This is a genomic window from Pseudomonas sp. FW305-25, assembly GCF_017351415.1.
Classification (GTDB): Bacteria; Pseudomonadota; Gammaproteobacteria; order Pseudomonadales; family Pseudomonadaceae; genus Aquipseudomonas; species Aquipseudomonas chlororaphis.
The window spans coordinates 21,125-34,375 of the sequence record NZ_JACNDE010000027.1 but is presented as its reverse complement, the minus strand read 5'-3'; the positions used below and the strand labels follow the sequence as shown (position 1 = coordinate 34,375).

Below are 13,251 nucleotides of genomic sequence, written 5' to 3'. Positions count from 1 at the left end.
GCAGCCTGGCTTTTTTTTGGAGAAACTTTATGCCTGCCCCTGTCTGGTGGCTGCTTTGCCTGCCGGTGATTGCCGGTGCTTTTTTACCCCTGCAAGCGGGAATCAACGGCCAATTGGCCAAGCAGGTTTCCAGCGTGCTGGCGGCGGCGCTGATCTCGTTTTTTGTCGGTACCGTGGCCTTGCTGGTCCTGGCCATGGCCCAGCGCGAAGTGCCCGGCCTGACTGCCTTGAAAAGCCTGACCTGGTGGCACTGGTGCGGCGGTCTGCTGGGGGCGTTTTTCATTGCCACCGCGGCCTTCGCCGGGCCACGGATCGGCGCGATGCTGTTCATGGCCCTGGTACTCGCCGGGCAGTTGGGCATGGCCCTGGCGCTGGACCATTTCGGCTGGGCGGGGTTTCGCGAGGCCCCCATCAGCCTGGGCAAGATTGCCGGGCTGGTGCTGATCCTGGCGGGCGTGTTCCTGATTCGTCGCGGTTGAGGCGGGCTCAGGCCAGCGGCTGCCAGTGCCCGCTCATATGTTCCAGGTCGCCCGCGCCGGTCAGGCGCAGGTCACCGCTCGAGCCCGCAGCGCTTGCCAGCAGGCACACCTCGCTGGGCAGGCGCACCGGTTTTCTGAAGTCCACGGCAATCTCGATAGGGGCCGCCGGCAAATGTTCGCTCAATGCCGCCAGGGTCCGCGCCTTGTTCCACAGGCCGTGGGCGATGGCCTGGGGGAAACCGAACATTCGGGCGCTGATGGCGCTCAGGTGAATCGGGTTGTAGTCGCCGGACACCCGGGCGTAACGCCGGCCGATGTCGGCGGGGGCTTGCCAGCGCGTCAGCTCGCTGAGGCTGGCCTCGGCCGACGGCTCTTCGGCCGGTGCTTCGCCCGGCAGTTGCACACCCCGACAGAGCATCCGGCTTTGTGCTTCCCACAGCGGTCCCAGGGCGTCGTCGACGTAGGTCAACAGATCGAAAACCGCGCCTTTGGCATGGGGCTGCACGTTGTCCGCACGCACCCCGATGCTCAAGTTGCCGACCCCACCCATGGGCCGTAGCACGCGAATGCGGTTGGCCAGATGGATCAGCCCCAGCAGCGGAAAGGGGAAGTCGCTGGCGGTCAGTAATTGCATCTGCAGGGCGAACGCCAGCACATGGGGATAGGTCGGCGGCAGCAGGCCGTTCTCGGTAAAGCCGCAGACCTGGCGATAGGCCGCAAGCTTCGCCGGTTGCACGCTCACCTGGCGGCGCAGGCCATATTCAGGCAGCTCGATACCGGTGATCTTGCGGCGGATCGCGGCCTTCCAGTACAGCTCGGGCAGGTTCGGCGGAGTATCCAGCTCATGCCATTGCAGGCTCATGTTCACGCTCCCAATACGCTTTGCCCACAGACTCGCAGCGCTTGCCCGCTGACCGCGCCACTGCCCGGCTGGGCGAGCCAGGCCACGGCTTCGGCGACGTCCTGCGGCAGGCCGCCTTGCCCCAGCGAACTCATGCGCCGCCCGGCCTCGCGCAGGGCGAACGGAATGTGCGCGGTCATCTGGGTTTCAATAAAGCCCGGGGCCACGGCATTGATGCTGATGCCGCGCTCTTGCAACAGCGGGGCCCAGGACTGGGCCAGGCCGATCAGCCCGGCCTTGCTCGCCGCATAGTTGGTCTGCCCGCGATTGCCGGCGATACCGCTGATGGACGCCAGCAGGATCAGCCGGCCGTTGTCGTGCAGGCAGCCGCTGTTCAGTAGGGCCTTGGTCAGCACCTGCGGCGCGTTGAGGTTGACCGCCAGCACCGCGTCCCAGAATTCCGGGGTCATGTTGGCCAGGGTCTTGTCGCGGGTGATGCCGGCGTTGTGCACCACGATGTCGATGCCGTCCGGCAACTGTTCCACCAGCCGGGTCGCGGCGTCTTCGGCGCAGATATCCAGGGTGATCGCGTGGCCGCCCAGGCGTGCGGCCAGGGCTTCGAGGTCGGTCTTGGCTGCGGGCACGTCCAGCAGCACCACCTGGGCGCCATCCCGGGCCAGGGTCTCGGCGATCGAGGCGCCGATGCCGCGCGCCGCGCCAGTGACCAGTGCCTGCGCGCCGGCCAGCGGCCGGGTCCAGTCCTGGACCTGGGGCGCGCAGGGGTTCAGGCGGATCGCCTGGCCGGAGATGTAAGCGCTTTTCGGCGAGAGGAAGAAGCGCAGCGCGCCTTCCAGCTGGCTTTCGGCACCCTCGCCGACATAGAGCAATTGCAGGGTGGCACCGCTGCGCAGCTCTTTGGCCAGCGAGCGGCTGAAACCCTCCAGGGCGCGTTGGGCGCTGGCGGCGAACGGATCGCCGAGGGTTTCGGGGGCGCGGCCGAGAATCACCAGGTGCGCGCTGGGTTCGAGGTTCTTCATCAGCGGCTGGAAAAATTCGCGCAGTTGCTTGAGCTGGTCGGTCTGCAGGAGGTCGCTGGCGTCGAACACCACGGCCTTGAGCTTGGGGCCGTGGCCGGGAATCCAGGCGGTGGCGAGGGTCGGATCGGTGCCGTAGCTGTAGATGCTCTCGGTCAGCCGCGGGGCGATGGCGCCGACCTGCTGGGTCAGCGGGCCGCCGCCGATCAGCAGCGCCCCCTCGACCGGGCGCATGCGGCCGGCCTGCCAGCGCTCCAGACGTACCGGCGACGGCAGGCCAAGGGCCCCGACCAGGCGGTGGCCGATGGACGAGTTGGCGAAGTCGATGTAACGATCTGACATGGAACACGCTCCAGGAACTGAGGTTCAAAGTGTGGACCACGAGGGGCCTTTGGTCGTTCGGTCCATGAGATACAAGCTGGGTTCTGCATATGAACGGCCTGATCGCCGCTCGGCGACTTTTCTTACAGAACCTACGCTTGTCGGTTGTGCCACTCACAGAATAGGGAGCTTTCCATGACTCAGCTGCGTCGTGTTGCGATTATCGGCGGCAACCGCATCCCCTTTGCCCGTTCCAACGGGCCTTACGCCACCGCGAGCAACCAGGCCATGCTTACCGCGGCCCTGGAAGGCCTGATCGAGCGCTACCGCCTGCACGGCCTGCGCCTGGGCGAAGTGGCCGCTGGCGCGGTGCTCAAGCATTCCCGGGATTTCAACCTGACCCGCGAATGCGTGCTCGGCTCGCGGCTGTCGCCGACCACCCCGGCCTACGATATCCAGCAAGCCTGCGGCACCGGCCTGGAAGCGGCGTTGCTGGTGGCCAACAAGATCGCCCTGGGGCAGATCGAATGCGGCATCGCCGGCGGCGTCGATACCACCTCGGACGCGCCGATCGGGGTCAACGAGGGGCTGCGCAAGATCCTGCTGCAAGCCAACCGCGGCAAGACCCTGGGCGACAAGCTCATGACCTTCCTGCAACTGCGCCCCTGGCACCTCAAGCCGGAACTGCCGCGCAATGGCGAACCGCGGACCGGCTTGTCCATGGGCCAGCACTGCGAGCAGATGGCGCAAACCTGGAACATTCCCCGCGACGAGCAGGATCAGTTGGCGCTGGAGAGCCATCAGAAAATGGCCGCCGCCTATGCCGAGGGTTGGCACGACGACCTGATGACCCCCTTCCTCGGCCTGACCCGCGACAACAACCTGCGCCCGGACCTGACCCTGGAAAAGCTGGCGTCGTTGAAGCCGGTGTTCGAACGCGGCGACAAAGGCACCCTGACCGCGGGCAACTCCACGCCGTTGACCGATGGCGCGTCCCTGGTGCTGCTGGGCAGTGAGGAATGGGCGAAGGAACGTGGCTTGCCGATCCTCGCCTATCTGCGCGACGGCGAAGCGGCGGCGGTAGATTTCGTCCACGGCGCGGAAGGGCTGCTGATGGCGCCGGTCTACGCGGTGCCACGCTTGTTGGCCCGCAACGGCCTGACACTGCAGGACTTCGATTACTACGAAATCCATGAGGCCTTCGCCGCGCAGGTGCTGTGCACGCTCAAGGCCTGGGAGGATGCAGACTACTGCAAGACCCGCCTGGGGCTGGACGCGCCCTTGGGTTCCATCGACCGCAGCCGGCTGAATGTCAAAGGCAGCTCGCTGGCCGCCGGGCATCCGTTCGCCGCCACCGGCGGGCGCATTGTCGCCAACCTGGCGAAGCTGCTGGAGGTGGCGGGGCAGGGGCGTGGCCTGATTTCGATCTGCGCCGCCGGTGGCCAGGGCGTGACGGCGATTGTCGAGCGCTGAGGGGCCAGGTGTTTGCGCAGTGGCGGCCCCCTGTAGGAGTGAGCTTGCTCGCGATCGAGCGCGAAGCACTCGTCAGCTTCTGTCACCTATACCCCAGCCTTTAATAACGGGCAGCCACCGAGCACTGGGCTATGATCCTGGTCGGTCGAGCCTGTCGACATGACGGGTTGACCTGGCACATTGAGTGCATCGGCACTGTCGTAGGTCGGTAACCTCTCCCCGTGGTGCGAGGATTGCCGTATAACGAGTGACATTCGCGTGTTTGGTAATAAAGGACCCCTGATAAAAGCTGATGAAGACTCCAAAACGCATTGAACCCCTGATCGAGGACGGTCTGGTCGACGAGGTGCTGCGCCCACTCATGAGTGGTAAAGAAGCAGCTGTTTATGTGGTGCGCTGCGGCAACGAATTACGTTGCGCCAAGGTTTACAAGGAGGCGAACAAACGAAGTTTTCGTCAGGCGGCCGAGTATCAGGAAGGCCGCAAGGTGCGCAACAGCCGTCAGGCTCGCGCGATGGCCAAGGGGTCCAAGTTCGGGCGCAAGGAGACCGAGGACGCCTGGCAGAACGCCGAAGTGGCGGCGCTGTTCCGCCTGGCCAACGCCGGCGTGCGGGTGCCCAAGCCGTTCGACTTCCTCGAAGGCGTGCTGCTGATGGAGTTGGTGGCGGATGAATACGGCGATGCCGCGCCACGCCTGAACGACGTGGTGCTGGAGCCGGATCAGGCCCGCGAATATCACGCCTTCCTGATTTCCCAGATCGTACTGATGCTGTGTACCGGCCTGGTGCACGGTGACCTGTCCGAGTTCAATGTGCTGCTGACCCCCGACGGCCCGGTGATCATCGACCTGCCCCAGGCGGTGGATGCGGCGGGCAACAACCACGCCTTCAGCATGCTGGAGCGGGATGTTGGCAACATGGCGTCCTACTTCGGGCGTTTCGCCCCGGAGCTCAAGCGCACCCGCTACGCCAAGGAGATGTGGGCTCTGTACGAAGCCGGCACCCTGCACCCGGCCAGCGTCCTGACCGGCGAGTTCGACGATCCGGAAGAACTGGCGGATGTCGGCGGCGTGCTGCGGGAGATCGAGGCGGCGCGCCTGGACGAGGAACGGCGCCAGGCCATGCGCATGGCCGACGACGCGCCACCGGCCAAGTCCGAGGAACCACCGCCTCCGCCCTGGATGCAGTGATTCACGGGCACAAAAAATCCGGCCTCGGCCGGATTTTTTGTGCCCGTGAATCACGTAGCCGCTGCCGATAGGCTGCGATCGACTGCGAAGCAGGCGCTGCTCTTGAAACCGCCAGAAGGGCCTTCGGCCCTTGTCGCAGCCTGCGCCAGCGGCTACAGGTCATGGGGGCGTGCAGCACCCGCCCGAAGCAAGGTCCTTGAGAATCGGGCAATCCGGGCGATGGTCGCCGTGGCAGTGCTGCACCAGGTCCTGCAGGGTGTCGCGCAACCCGGCCAGCTCGGCGATTTTCCGGTTGAGCTCGTCGATGTGCTGGCGGGCCAGGGCTTTGACATCGGCGCTGGCGCGCTGGCGGTCCTGCCACAGGGTCAGCAGCTTGCCCACTTCCTCCAGGGAAAACCCCAGATCCCGCGAGCGCTTGATAAAGGCCAGGCTGTGCAGGTCGTCGTCACCGTACAGGCGGTAGCCGCTGTCGCTGCGATGGGCCGGCCGGAGCAGGCCGATGGACTCGTAGTAGCGGATCATCTTGGCGCTCAGGCCGCTTTTGCGGGCTGCTTGGCCGATGTTCATCGAGCGTCCTCCAGGTCTTTGGGTTTCCAGGTTTTCAACAGTAGCGCATTGCTCACCACGCTGACGCTGGACAGCGCCATGGCCGCACCGGCCAGCACCGGGTTGAGCAGGCCGAACGCCGCCAGCGGAATGCCGATCAGGTTGTAGACGAAGGCCCAGAACAGGTTCTGGCGGATCTTCGCGTAGGTCTTGCGGCTGATCTCCAGGGCCGCCGGCACCAGGCGCGGGTCGCCGCGCATCAGGGTGATCCCCGCCGCGTGCATCGCCACATCGGTCCCCCCGCCCATGGCGATGCCGATATCGGCGGCGGCCAGGGCCGGGGCGTCGTTGATGCCGTCGCCGACCATCGCCACCACGCCGGTCTTTTTCAGTTCGGCGACGGTGGCGGCCTTGTCGGCGGGCAGCACTTCGGCGTGCACGTCGGTAATGCCCAGGGCCTCGGCGACCACCTTGGCGCTGCCGCGGTTGTCGCCGGTCAGCAGGTGGCTGCCGATATGGCGCACACTCAGTTGCTGCACCGCTTGCAGGGCGCCGGGCTTGAGGGTGTCGCCAAAGGCGAACAGGCCCAGCACCCGTGATTGCGGCTGTTGTTCGATCAGCCAGGACAGGGTGCGGCCTTCGGTTTCCCAGGCCTGGGCCGAGGCCGCCAGGTCGCCGGCCTGCAGGCCGCTTTCTTCGAGCAGGCGTCGGTTGCCCAGGGCCAGTTGGCGGCCGTCCAGGGTGCCGGCGATGCCGCGGCCGGTCAGGGACTGGCTGGCGCTGACGTCGGCTACCGCCAGCTGGCGTTCGGCGCACAGGTCGAGAACCGCCTTGGCCAGCGGGTGTTCGCTGCCGCGTTGCAGGGCGCCGGCCAGTTGCAGCAGGCGGTCTTCGTCGCCGTCGACCGCATCCAGGTGGGCGATGCGTGGCGTGCCGGAGGTCAGGGTGCCGGTCTTGTCGAAGACCACCGTGCTGACTTCATGGGCGCGCTCCAGGGCTTCGGCATCCTTGATCAGGATTCCGTGGCGGGCGGCGACGCCGGTGCCGGCCATGATCGCGGTCGGCGTGGCCAGCCCCAGCGCGCAGGGACAGGCGATGACCAGCACCGCGACCGCATTGATCAGCGCGGTTTCCAGCAGCGCGCCATACAGCCACCAGCCGATCAGCGTCGCCAGGGCCAGCACCAGCACCGCCGGCACGAACACCTGGCTGACCCGGTCCACCAGTTTCTGGATCGGTGCCTTGCCGGCCTGGGCGTCTTCCACCAGGCGGATGATGCGCGCCAGCACGGTTTCCGCGCCGAGGGCCAGGGTCCGCACCAGCAGCCGGCCTTCGCCGTTGATGGCGCCGCCGGTGACCGGGTCGCCGGGCTGTTTCGGCACCGGCAGGCTTTCACCGCTGATCAGGGCTTCGTCGGCATGGCTCTGGCCTTCGACCACTTCGCCGTCCACCGGGAAGCGCTCGCCGGGCTTGACCAGCACCAGGTCGTTCAGGCGCAGGGTGCTGATCGCCACTTCCTGCTCACGGCCATCGACGACCTGGATCGCCCGTTCCGGGCGCAAGGCTTCGAGGGCGCGGATGGCGCTGGCGGTCTGGCGTTTGGCGCGGCTTTCCAGGTACTTGCCCAGCAGCACCAGGGCGATGACCACGGCCGAGGCCTCGAAGTACAGGTGCGGCATGCCGCCGGCGGGGGTGATGGCCCATTGGTAGAGGCTCAGGCCGTAACCGGCGCTGGTGCCCAGGGCCACCAGCAGGTCCATGTTGCCTGCGCCGGCGCGCACGGCTTTCCAGGCGGCGACATAAAAACGCGCACCGAAGATGAATTGCACCGGCGTGGCCAGGACGAACTGCGCCCAGGCCGGGAGCATCCAGTGCAGGCCAAAGGGTTGCACCACCATGGGCAGCACCAGCGGCAGGGCCAGCAGGATCGCCAGCACCAGGGACCAGCGTTCGTGCCGCAGGCGTTGTTCCTGATCGTCGCGCTCGGGGTGGTCGGCCTGCCACAGGGTGGCGGAGTAGCCGGCCTTGCTGACGGCGGCGATCAAGTCGGCGCTATCGACCTGGCCCAGCAGATCGATGTGCGCGCGTTCGTTGGCCAGGTTGACGCTGACCCGGGTGACCCCGGCCACCTTGCTCAGTGCGCGTTCCACGCGACCGACGCAGGAGGCGCAGGTCATGCCGCCGATGTTCAGCTCCAGGCTGTGGGCCGGCACGCTGTAGCCGGCATCCTGCACCGCGGCCATCAGCGCCGGCAGGCTGTCGCTGGGCGCCTGGACACGGGCCTGTTCGGTGGCGAGGTTGACGCTGACGGCCGCGGCGCCCGCGACCTTGCTCAAGGCGCGTTCCACGCGCCCGGCGCAGCTGGCGCAGGTCATGCCGGAAATCGGCAGGTCAAAAGTGGTTGATTCGGACATCACTGACACTCCCTGTAAACGGTGGTCTACAGGATCAACCTTGCCATGCTGGCAAGGTCAAGCGCCATGGTGCGGGGTGCTTCAATCTGTCTCGGGGGGTAGCGCCCGGATCGTCGCCCGTGCCGGTTCCGGGGAGGGACAGGGCACAGGCAACGACCCGCGGCCTCAGTATCCCAGGCCGGTGCGCTGGAGGAGCAGGCCCGACGGGCTCATGGCGATGCGGAACTTCAGTACGTCGCCGGCCTTGAGGCTGATGTCCTGGGAGCCTGGCGCGAGCATGCCCGGGTTGCAGCCCGGCATCTGCCCCGGCAGCAGTTTCAGGCGCAGCGAGACTTTGCCCGGCGGCAGGTTGAAGGACGTGGCTTGTTCCTGGAACAGCCGGCCCGCCAACTGGTCCTCGATGTACAGGCCGATTTCGCAGGACGTGGCGACTTCCAGGCGTTCCCGGGAAATGATCAGGACGCCGTAGTCCTCACCGGCGGCGTTGACCGAAGGGGATGCCGCGATCAGGCCGAGGAGGCTGAACAGGCTGATAACCGACCAGCGCATGGCTGAATCTCCTAGTGTCGTGTCGTTGAGGGGTGAAGCTTGGCCGAGCGCGTCGCCGATTGCCAGCCCGGCAGATGCATCCGGAACTTGACCTTGCCATGATGGCAAGGTCGAGACTGGCGACAACCCTCACTACAGGAGAAGCGTCATGCAAGTGTTCAATGTCGAAGGGATGTCCTGCGGTCACTGCGTCCGGGCCATCACCCAGGCAGTGCAGAGCAAGGATCCGGCGGCCAGCGTCAAGGTCGATCTCGGGGCCAGGGAAGTGGGTGTGGAAAGTCGCTTGTCCGCCGACGAGGTGATCAGCCTGATCAGCGAAGAAGGCTATGCGGTCAAGCTGGCCTGAGCGGATTTAGCCGGTCTTTTTAATAGTTAGCGACCTATCGGAATGTTCAAGGCCTCCAAGCGCGGATAAACTGTCGGGCTGCCGACCGACCCGCACCTGGATGCCTGATGAACCTTCGCACAATCCTGATTCTCGGCGCCCTGAGCGCCTTCGGTCCTCTGGCCATCGACTTCTATCTGCCGGCGTTCCCGGCGATGGCGCTGGCCTTTGGCACCGATGAAAAACACGTTCAGCTGACCCTGGCGGCCTACTTCCTCGGTCTGTCCATCGGCCAGCTGGCCTACGGCCCCGTGGCCGACCGCTTCGGCCGGCGCATCCCGTTGCTGGTCGGGGTGGGGCTGTTCACCTTGGCGTCCCTGGCCTGTGCCTACGCGCCGAACCTGGAATGGCTGATCGGCGCGCGGTTCGTCCAGGCCCTGGGCGGCTGCGCGGGCATGGTGATTTCCCGGGCGGTGGTCAGCGACAAGTGCGATGCGGTGGGTTCGGCCAAGGTGTTTTCCCAGCTGATGCTGGTCATGGGCTTGGCGCCGATCCTGGCGCCGATGCTCGGCGGCCTGCTGGTGAATCTCTACGGCTGGCAGTCGATCTTCATCATGCTGACCCTGTTCAGCGCCCTGGCCGGCCTGGCGGTAGCCCTGGGCTTGCCGGAAAGCCTGCCGGCCCATGTGCCGCGCCAGCCGTTGTCCGGGGCCTTGCGCCAGTACGGTCGGTTGCTGGCTGACCGGGTGTTCCTCGGCCATGCCCTGACCGGGGGCATCGCCATCGCCGGGATGTTCGCCTACATCGCCGGTTCGCCTTTTGTCTTCATCAAGCTCTATGGCGTGCCGGCCGAGCACTTCGGCTGGTTCTTCGGGATCAACGCCGGCGGCTTCATCCTGGTGGCGCAAATCAATGCGCGGTTGCTGGCCAAGCGTGGCCCGGCGTTCCTGCTGGCACGCACGGTGTGGATCTACCTGCTGGGTGGCCTGGCCTTGCTCGCCGTCAGTTCGCTGCACCCGGCACAACTCTGGCCGCTGCTGGCGCCGCTGTTCATTTGTATCGCCAGCCTGGGCTGCATCCTTCCCAATGCCTCGGCCTGCGCCATGAACGGTCAGGGTGCGCGGGCCGGCAGTGCCTCGGCGATGCTCGGCTGCCTGCAGTTCAGCGTGGCGGCTGGCGCCGCGGCGTTGGTGGGCGTGCTGCACGATGGCAGCGCCGTGCCGATGGCAACGGTCATCAGCCTGTGTGGGGTTCTGGTGGTGACGCTGGCGATGGTCACCCGCAAATTGCAGAACGCCAGGGCGCTGCAAGCCGCCCAGCTGTAATCAGCCGGCGGCGCGCTGTTGGCTTTCGGGGAATCGGTGGGGGGCTTGCAGACGCGTTTCCAGCGTATTGGCGAAGGCTCGGGCTTCGGCCTCGCTGCGGAAAGTCACCGCATGCTGGTCGAGTTGAACCTGCCATTGGGTGCCTTTGGATTTTGCCAATTCTTTTATCAGGATCTTCATTGCTGACCTCCTAGCGTAAAAGACTGCATTGCAAAGGCCCCCAGTGTAGACCCGAATACGGTCACAAGTATGACAAGGATCAACTCTCGGACTGACGGCATCCTGCCCCTTTTTAGCGCAGGCAGGACGCCATCCGCTCCGGCCTCAGAAGCCTTCCAGTACGATCTTGCCCTTGGCTTTGCCGCTTTCCAGCAACGCGTGAGCGCGCCGCAGGTTGGCCGCGTTGATCGTGCCGAAGTGCTCGCCCAGGGTGGTCTTCAAGGTGCCGGCGTCGATCAGCTCGGCGACGCGATTGAGCAGCTTGTGCTGCTCCTGCATGTCCGCGGTTTCGAACAGCGAGCGGGTGTACATGAACTCCCAGTGCAGCGACAGGCTCTTGCGCTTGAGCTTGGTCACGTCGAGAGTTTTCGGATCGTCGATCAGCGCCAGCCGGCCCTGGGGCGCGAGGGCCTCGACCAACTCGTCCAGGTGCGTATCGGTCTGGGTCAGGCTGGCGACATGGGTGACGCTGGCCTGGCCGGCTTTTTTCAGTTCCTGGCTCAACGGCTGGCTATGGTCGATCACCAGGTCGGCGCCCAGCTCGCGTACCCAACCCTGGGTTTCGGCGCGCGAGGCGCTGCCGATGACCTTGAGCCCGGTGAGCTGGCTGGCCAGTTGGGTGAGGATCGAACCGACGCCGCCGGCCGCGCCGACGATCAACAGGCTCTGCTGCCGATCAGCCTGGCCTTCGGCGATCTGCAGGCGTTCGAACAATAGTTCCCAGGCGGTAATCGCGGTCAGCGGCAGGGCGGCGGCTTCGGCGAAGCCCAGGCTCTTGGGCATATGGCCGACGATGCGTTCGTCGACCACGTGCAATTCGCTGTTGCCGCCGGCGCGGGCGATCGAGCCGGCGTAGAACACCTTGTCACCGGCCTTGAACAGGCTGACGTCGCTGCCCACCGCCTTGACCACCCCGGCCACGTCCCAGCCCAGCACCTTGGCGGCGCCACCTTCAGGCTGGACGTTCTGCCGGACCTTGGTGTCCACCGGGTTGACCGAGATGGCTTTGACTTCCACCAGCAGGTCCCGGGGGCCGGCGAGCGGTTCCGGCAGTTCGATGTCTTGCAGGGATAGCGGATCGTCGATCGGCAGGGAGGCGTAGTAGGCGATGGCTTTCATGGTGGGTTTTCCTGATGAAGATGAAGGTTGGGTCAGAGGAGCAGCAGGCGTTTGAGCTCGAAGTGCTCGATCGCCTCGCGGGTCTGGCTGAGAAAATGCTGGAAGTGCGGCGTGGCGTTGTGAAATTCCAGGGCCGCCTCGTCGTCCCAGCGCTCCAGTACATAAAAGGTGCCTGGGGCTTCGGCGTCCTGATGCAGGTTGTAGTACTGGCAGCCGGCTTCTTCGCGGCTCGGTTGCACCAGGGCGCTGAGTTCGCGCTTGAGCACGGCCTGCTGGCCGCTCTTGGCGACAAGGGTGGCAATGGCGGTAAAAGCTTGCGACATAGGGAGTTCCTTCAAAGGCTGGCGTGACGAGCTGATATGACGGTAGGCCGATCATTGGCCATTTCCCCTGAAGATAAAACCGGCTAAAACAGCAGTCTCTTTCAATATTTTTTTGATAATGCCCGGTGAGCCAGATGCTGCGATTCGATGACCTGCAATTGTTCGTGCGCGCCGCCGACCTCGGCAGCCTGTCCGCCGCGGCGCGGGTCATGGACCTGTCGGCGGCGGTGGCCAGCGCTGCCCTCAAGCGTATCGAGCAGCAGCTCGGCGCCCGGCTGCTGGCGCGTTCGACCCGCAGCCTGCGCCTGACCGCCGAGGGCGAAGGGTTTCTCGAATACGCCCGCGCGGCCCTGAGCAACCTGGAGGAGGGCCGGCGCCTGCTGGCCAGCGGGCAGGATCAGGTCAGCGGCGTTCTCCAGCTGTCCGCGCCCTCGGATTTCGGCCGCAATCTGTTGCTGCCCTGGCTCGACCAGTTCCAGCTGGAGCACCCCAAGCTCACGCTGCGCCTGCTGCTGGGTGACCGTATCGCCGACCTGTTTCGCCAGCCGGTGGACATCGCCCTGCGTTACGGCGAACCGGAAGATTCCAGCCTGGTGGCCTTGCCTGTCGCGCCGCAGAACCGCCGGGTGCTGGTGGCCGCCCCCGAGTACCTGGCCCGCCACGGCGAGCCGCGTCAGCTGGAGCAATTGGCCCAGCACAATTGCCTGCTCTACATGCTTGGCAGCCGGGTGCATGACCATTGGAGTTTCCATGACGGCAAGCGCGAGGTCGGCCTGACGGTCAGCGGCGATCGTTTCAGCGACGACGCCGATGTGGTGCGCCTGTGGGCGGTGGCGGGGAGGGGCATCGCCTACAAGTCCTGGCTCGACGTGGCGGCCGATGTGCTGGCCGGGCGGCTCAAGGTGCTGCTGCCGGAGCTGCGCTGCGAACGGGCACCGCTGAACCTGTTGTGCGCGCATCGGGCGCAACTGAGCAAACCGGTGAAGCTGCTGCGGGACATGTTGCAGGCGCGCTGCGCTGAAGTTTCCGCGCATTACCCCAAGCCAACCCATGCCGATCACTGACCCAGGCCGGCGGCGTCGTTGCCGGGTGCG

The 13,251-nt window shown here is 65.9% G+C and carries 14 protein-coding genes; 6 read left to right on the top strand and 8 right to left on the bottom strand.

All coding sequences use genetic code 11. The annotated features are described in order from the left end of the window. Positions 1-29 precede the first annotated feature (29 nt). Positions 30-479, top strand: a complete 450-nt coding sequence (locus J4E58_RS22415; protein ID WP_007928728.1) for a DMT family transporter — start codon at positions 30-32, stop codon at positions 477-479. Between the two features lie 7 nt (positions 480-486). Here J4E58_RS22415 and J4E58_RS22410 read toward each other — a convergent pair whose 3' ends face one another. Next, a complete protein-coding gene (locus J4E58_RS22410; protein WP_087092532.1) occupies positions 487-1,341 on the bottom strand; it encodes a MaoC/PaaZ C-terminal domain-containing protein in 855 nt (284 codons plus the stop codon). A gap of 2 nt (positions 1,342-1,343) precedes the next feature. Then, a complete protein-coding gene (locus J4E58_RS22405; protein ID WP_087092531.1) occupies positions 1,344-2,696 on the bottom strand; it encodes a 3-oxoacyl-ACP reductase in 1,353 nt (450 codons plus the stop codon). A 174-nt stretch (positions 2,697-2,870) separates the two neighbouring features. Here J4E58_RS22405 and J4E58_RS22400 point away from each other — a divergent pair, with 174 nt between their 5' ends. Continuing rightward, entirely contained in the window at positions 2,871-4,148 is a 1,278-nt protein-coding gene (locus J4E58_RS22400) for an acetyl-CoA C-acetyltransferase (protein WP_087092530.1), read from the top strand. Positions 4,149-4,440: 292 nt separating this feature from the next. After that, positions 4,441-5,337, top strand: coding sequence for a PA4780 family RIO1-like protein kinase (locus tag J4E58_RS22395; RefSeq protein WP_007928734.1), 897 nt, complete (start codon positions 4,441-4,443; stop codon positions 5,335-5,337). Positions 5,338-5,496: 159 nt separating this feature from the next. On the opposite strand, the gene cueR is transcribed toward J4E58_RS22395, so the two are convergent. The 3 genes from cueR to J4E58_RS22380 all read right to left on the bottom strand — a co-directional run bounded on the left by cueR (position 5,497) and on the right by J4E58_RS22380 (position 8,846). Next, a complete protein-coding gene (gene cueR, locus J4E58_RS22390) occupies positions 5,497-5,904 on the bottom strand; it encodes a Cu(I)-responsive transcriptional regulator (RefSeq protein ID WP_053259511.1) in 408 nt (135 codons plus the stop codon). Continuing rightward, positions 5,901-8,297, bottom strand: coding sequence for a heavy metal translocating P-type ATPase (locus J4E58_RS22385; protein ID WP_087092529.1), 2,397 nt, complete (start codon positions 8,295-8,297; stop codon positions 5,901-5,903). Before J4E58_RS22385 ends, cueR begins: the two co-directional genes overlap by 4 nt. A gap of 165 nt (positions 8,298-8,462) precedes the next feature. Next, positions 8,463-8,846 carry a hypothetical protein gene (locus J4E58_RS22380; RefSeq protein WP_007923289.1) on the bottom strand — a complete coding sequence of 128 codons (384 nt, stop codon included), beginning with the start codon at positions 8,844-8,846 and terminating at the stop codon, positions 8,463-8,465. Positions 8,847-8,994: 148 nt separating this feature from the next. Between J4E58_RS22380 and J4E58_RS22375 the strand changes: the two genes are divergently transcribed. After that, positions 8,995-9,192, top strand: a complete 198-nt coding sequence (locus J4E58_RS22375; RefSeq protein WP_007923288.1) for a heavy-metal-associated domain-containing protein — start codon at positions 8,995-8,997, stop codon at positions 9,190-9,192. A gap of 107 nt (positions 9,193-9,299) precedes the next feature. After that, entirely contained in the window at positions 9,300-10,496 is a 1,197-nt protein-coding gene (locus J4E58_RS22370) for a multidrug effflux MFS transporter (RefSeq protein WP_087092528.1), read from the top strand. Here J4E58_RS22370 and J4E58_RS22365 read toward each other — a convergent pair whose 3' ends face one another. The 3 genes from J4E58_RS22365 to J4E58_RS22355 all read right to left on the bottom strand — a co-directional run bounded on the left by J4E58_RS22365 (position 10,497) and on the right by J4E58_RS22355 (position 12,157). After that, on the bottom strand, positions 10,497-10,676 hold the full coding sequence (locus tag J4E58_RS22365; RefSeq protein WP_007923286.1) for a hypothetical protein: 180 nt from the start codon (positions 10,674-10,676) through the stop codon (positions 10,497-10,499). It abuts the gene before it with no gap. Positions 10,677-10,820: 144 nt separating this feature from the next. Further along, positions 10,821-11,834 (bottom strand): zinc-binding alcohol dehydrogenase family protein, encoded by a 1,014-nt coding sequence (locus tag J4E58_RS22360; protein ID WP_009042016.1) that lies wholly within the window; start codon positions 11,832-11,834, stop codon positions 10,821-10,823. Between the two features lie 32 nt (positions 11,835-11,866). Next, positions 11,867-12,157 carry a putative quinol monooxygenase gene (locus tag J4E58_RS22355; protein WP_009042017.1) on the bottom strand — a complete coding sequence of 97 codons (291 nt, stop codon included), beginning with the start codon at positions 12,155-12,157 and terminating at the stop codon, positions 11,867-11,869. Positions 12,158-12,291: 134 nt separating this feature from the next. Here J4E58_RS22355 and J4E58_RS22350 point away from each other — a divergent pair, with 134 nt between their 5' ends. After that, positions 12,292-13,221 carry a LysR substrate-binding domain-containing protein gene (locus J4E58_RS22350; RefSeq protein WP_087092583.1) on the top strand — a complete coding sequence of 310 codons (930 nt, stop codon included), beginning with the start codon at positions 12,292-12,294 and terminating at the stop codon, positions 13,219-13,221. Positions 13,222-13,251: the final 30 nt, after the last annotated feature.

What these genes read in the sequence shown, in the direction of transcription:
- J4E58_RS22415 (WP_007928728.1), top strand. Translation starts at nt 30, where the DNA reads ATGCCTGCCCCTGTCTGGTGGCTGCTTTGCCTGCCGGTGATTGCCGGT.
- J4E58_RS22410 (WP_087092532.1), bottom strand. Translation starts at nt 1,341, where the DNA reads ATGAGCCTGCAATGGCATGAGCTGGATACTCCGCCGAACCTGCCCGAG.
- J4E58_RS22405 (WP_087092531.1), bottom strand. Translation starts at nt 2,696, where the DNA reads ATGTCAGATCGTTACATCGACTTCGCCAACTCGTCCATCGGCCACCGC.
- J4E58_RS22400 (WP_087092530.1), top strand. Translation starts at nt 2,871, where the DNA reads ATGACTCAGCTGCGTCGTGTTGCGATTATCGGCGGCAACCGCATCCCC.
- J4E58_RS22395 (WP_007928734.1), top strand. Translation starts at nt 4,441, where the DNA reads ATGAAGACTCCAAAACGCATTGAACCCCTGATCGAGGACGGTCTGGTC.
- cueR (WP_053259511.1), bottom strand. Translation starts at nt 5,904, where the DNA reads ATGAACATCGGCCAAGCAGCCCGCAAAAGCGGCCTGAGCGCCAAGATG.
- J4E58_RS22385 (WP_087092529.1), bottom strand. Translation starts at nt 8,297, where the DNA reads ATGTCCGAATCAACCACTTTTGACCTGCCGATTTCCGGCATGACCTGC.
- J4E58_RS22380 (WP_007923289.1), bottom strand. Translation starts at nt 8,846, where the DNA reads ATGCGCTGGTCGGTTATCAGCCTGTTCAGCCTCCTCGGCCTGATCGCG.
- J4E58_RS22375 (WP_007923288.1), top strand. Translation starts at nt 8,995, where the DNA reads ATGCAAGTGTTCAATGTCGAAGGGATGTCCTGCGGTCACTGCGTCCGG.
- J4E58_RS22370 (WP_087092528.1), top strand. Translation starts at nt 9,300, where the DNA reads ATGAACCTTCGCACAATCCTGATTCTCGGCGCCCTGAGCGCCTTCGGT.
- J4E58_RS22365 (WP_007923286.1), bottom strand. Translation starts at nt 10,676, where the DNA reads ATGAAGATCCTGATAAAAGAATTGGCAAAATCCAAAGGCACCCAATGG.
- J4E58_RS22360 (WP_009042016.1), bottom strand. Translation starts at nt 11,834, where the DNA reads ATGAAAGCCATCGCCTACTACGCCTCCCTGCCGATCGACGATCCGCTA.
- J4E58_RS22355 (WP_009042017.1), bottom strand. Translation starts at nt 12,157, where the DNA reads ATGTCGCAAGCTTTTACCGCCATTGCCACCCTTGTCGCCAAGAGCGGC.
- J4E58_RS22350 (WP_087092583.1), top strand. Translation starts at nt 12,292, where the DNA reads ATGCTGCGATTCGATGACCTGCAATTGTTCGTGCGCGCCGCCGACCTC.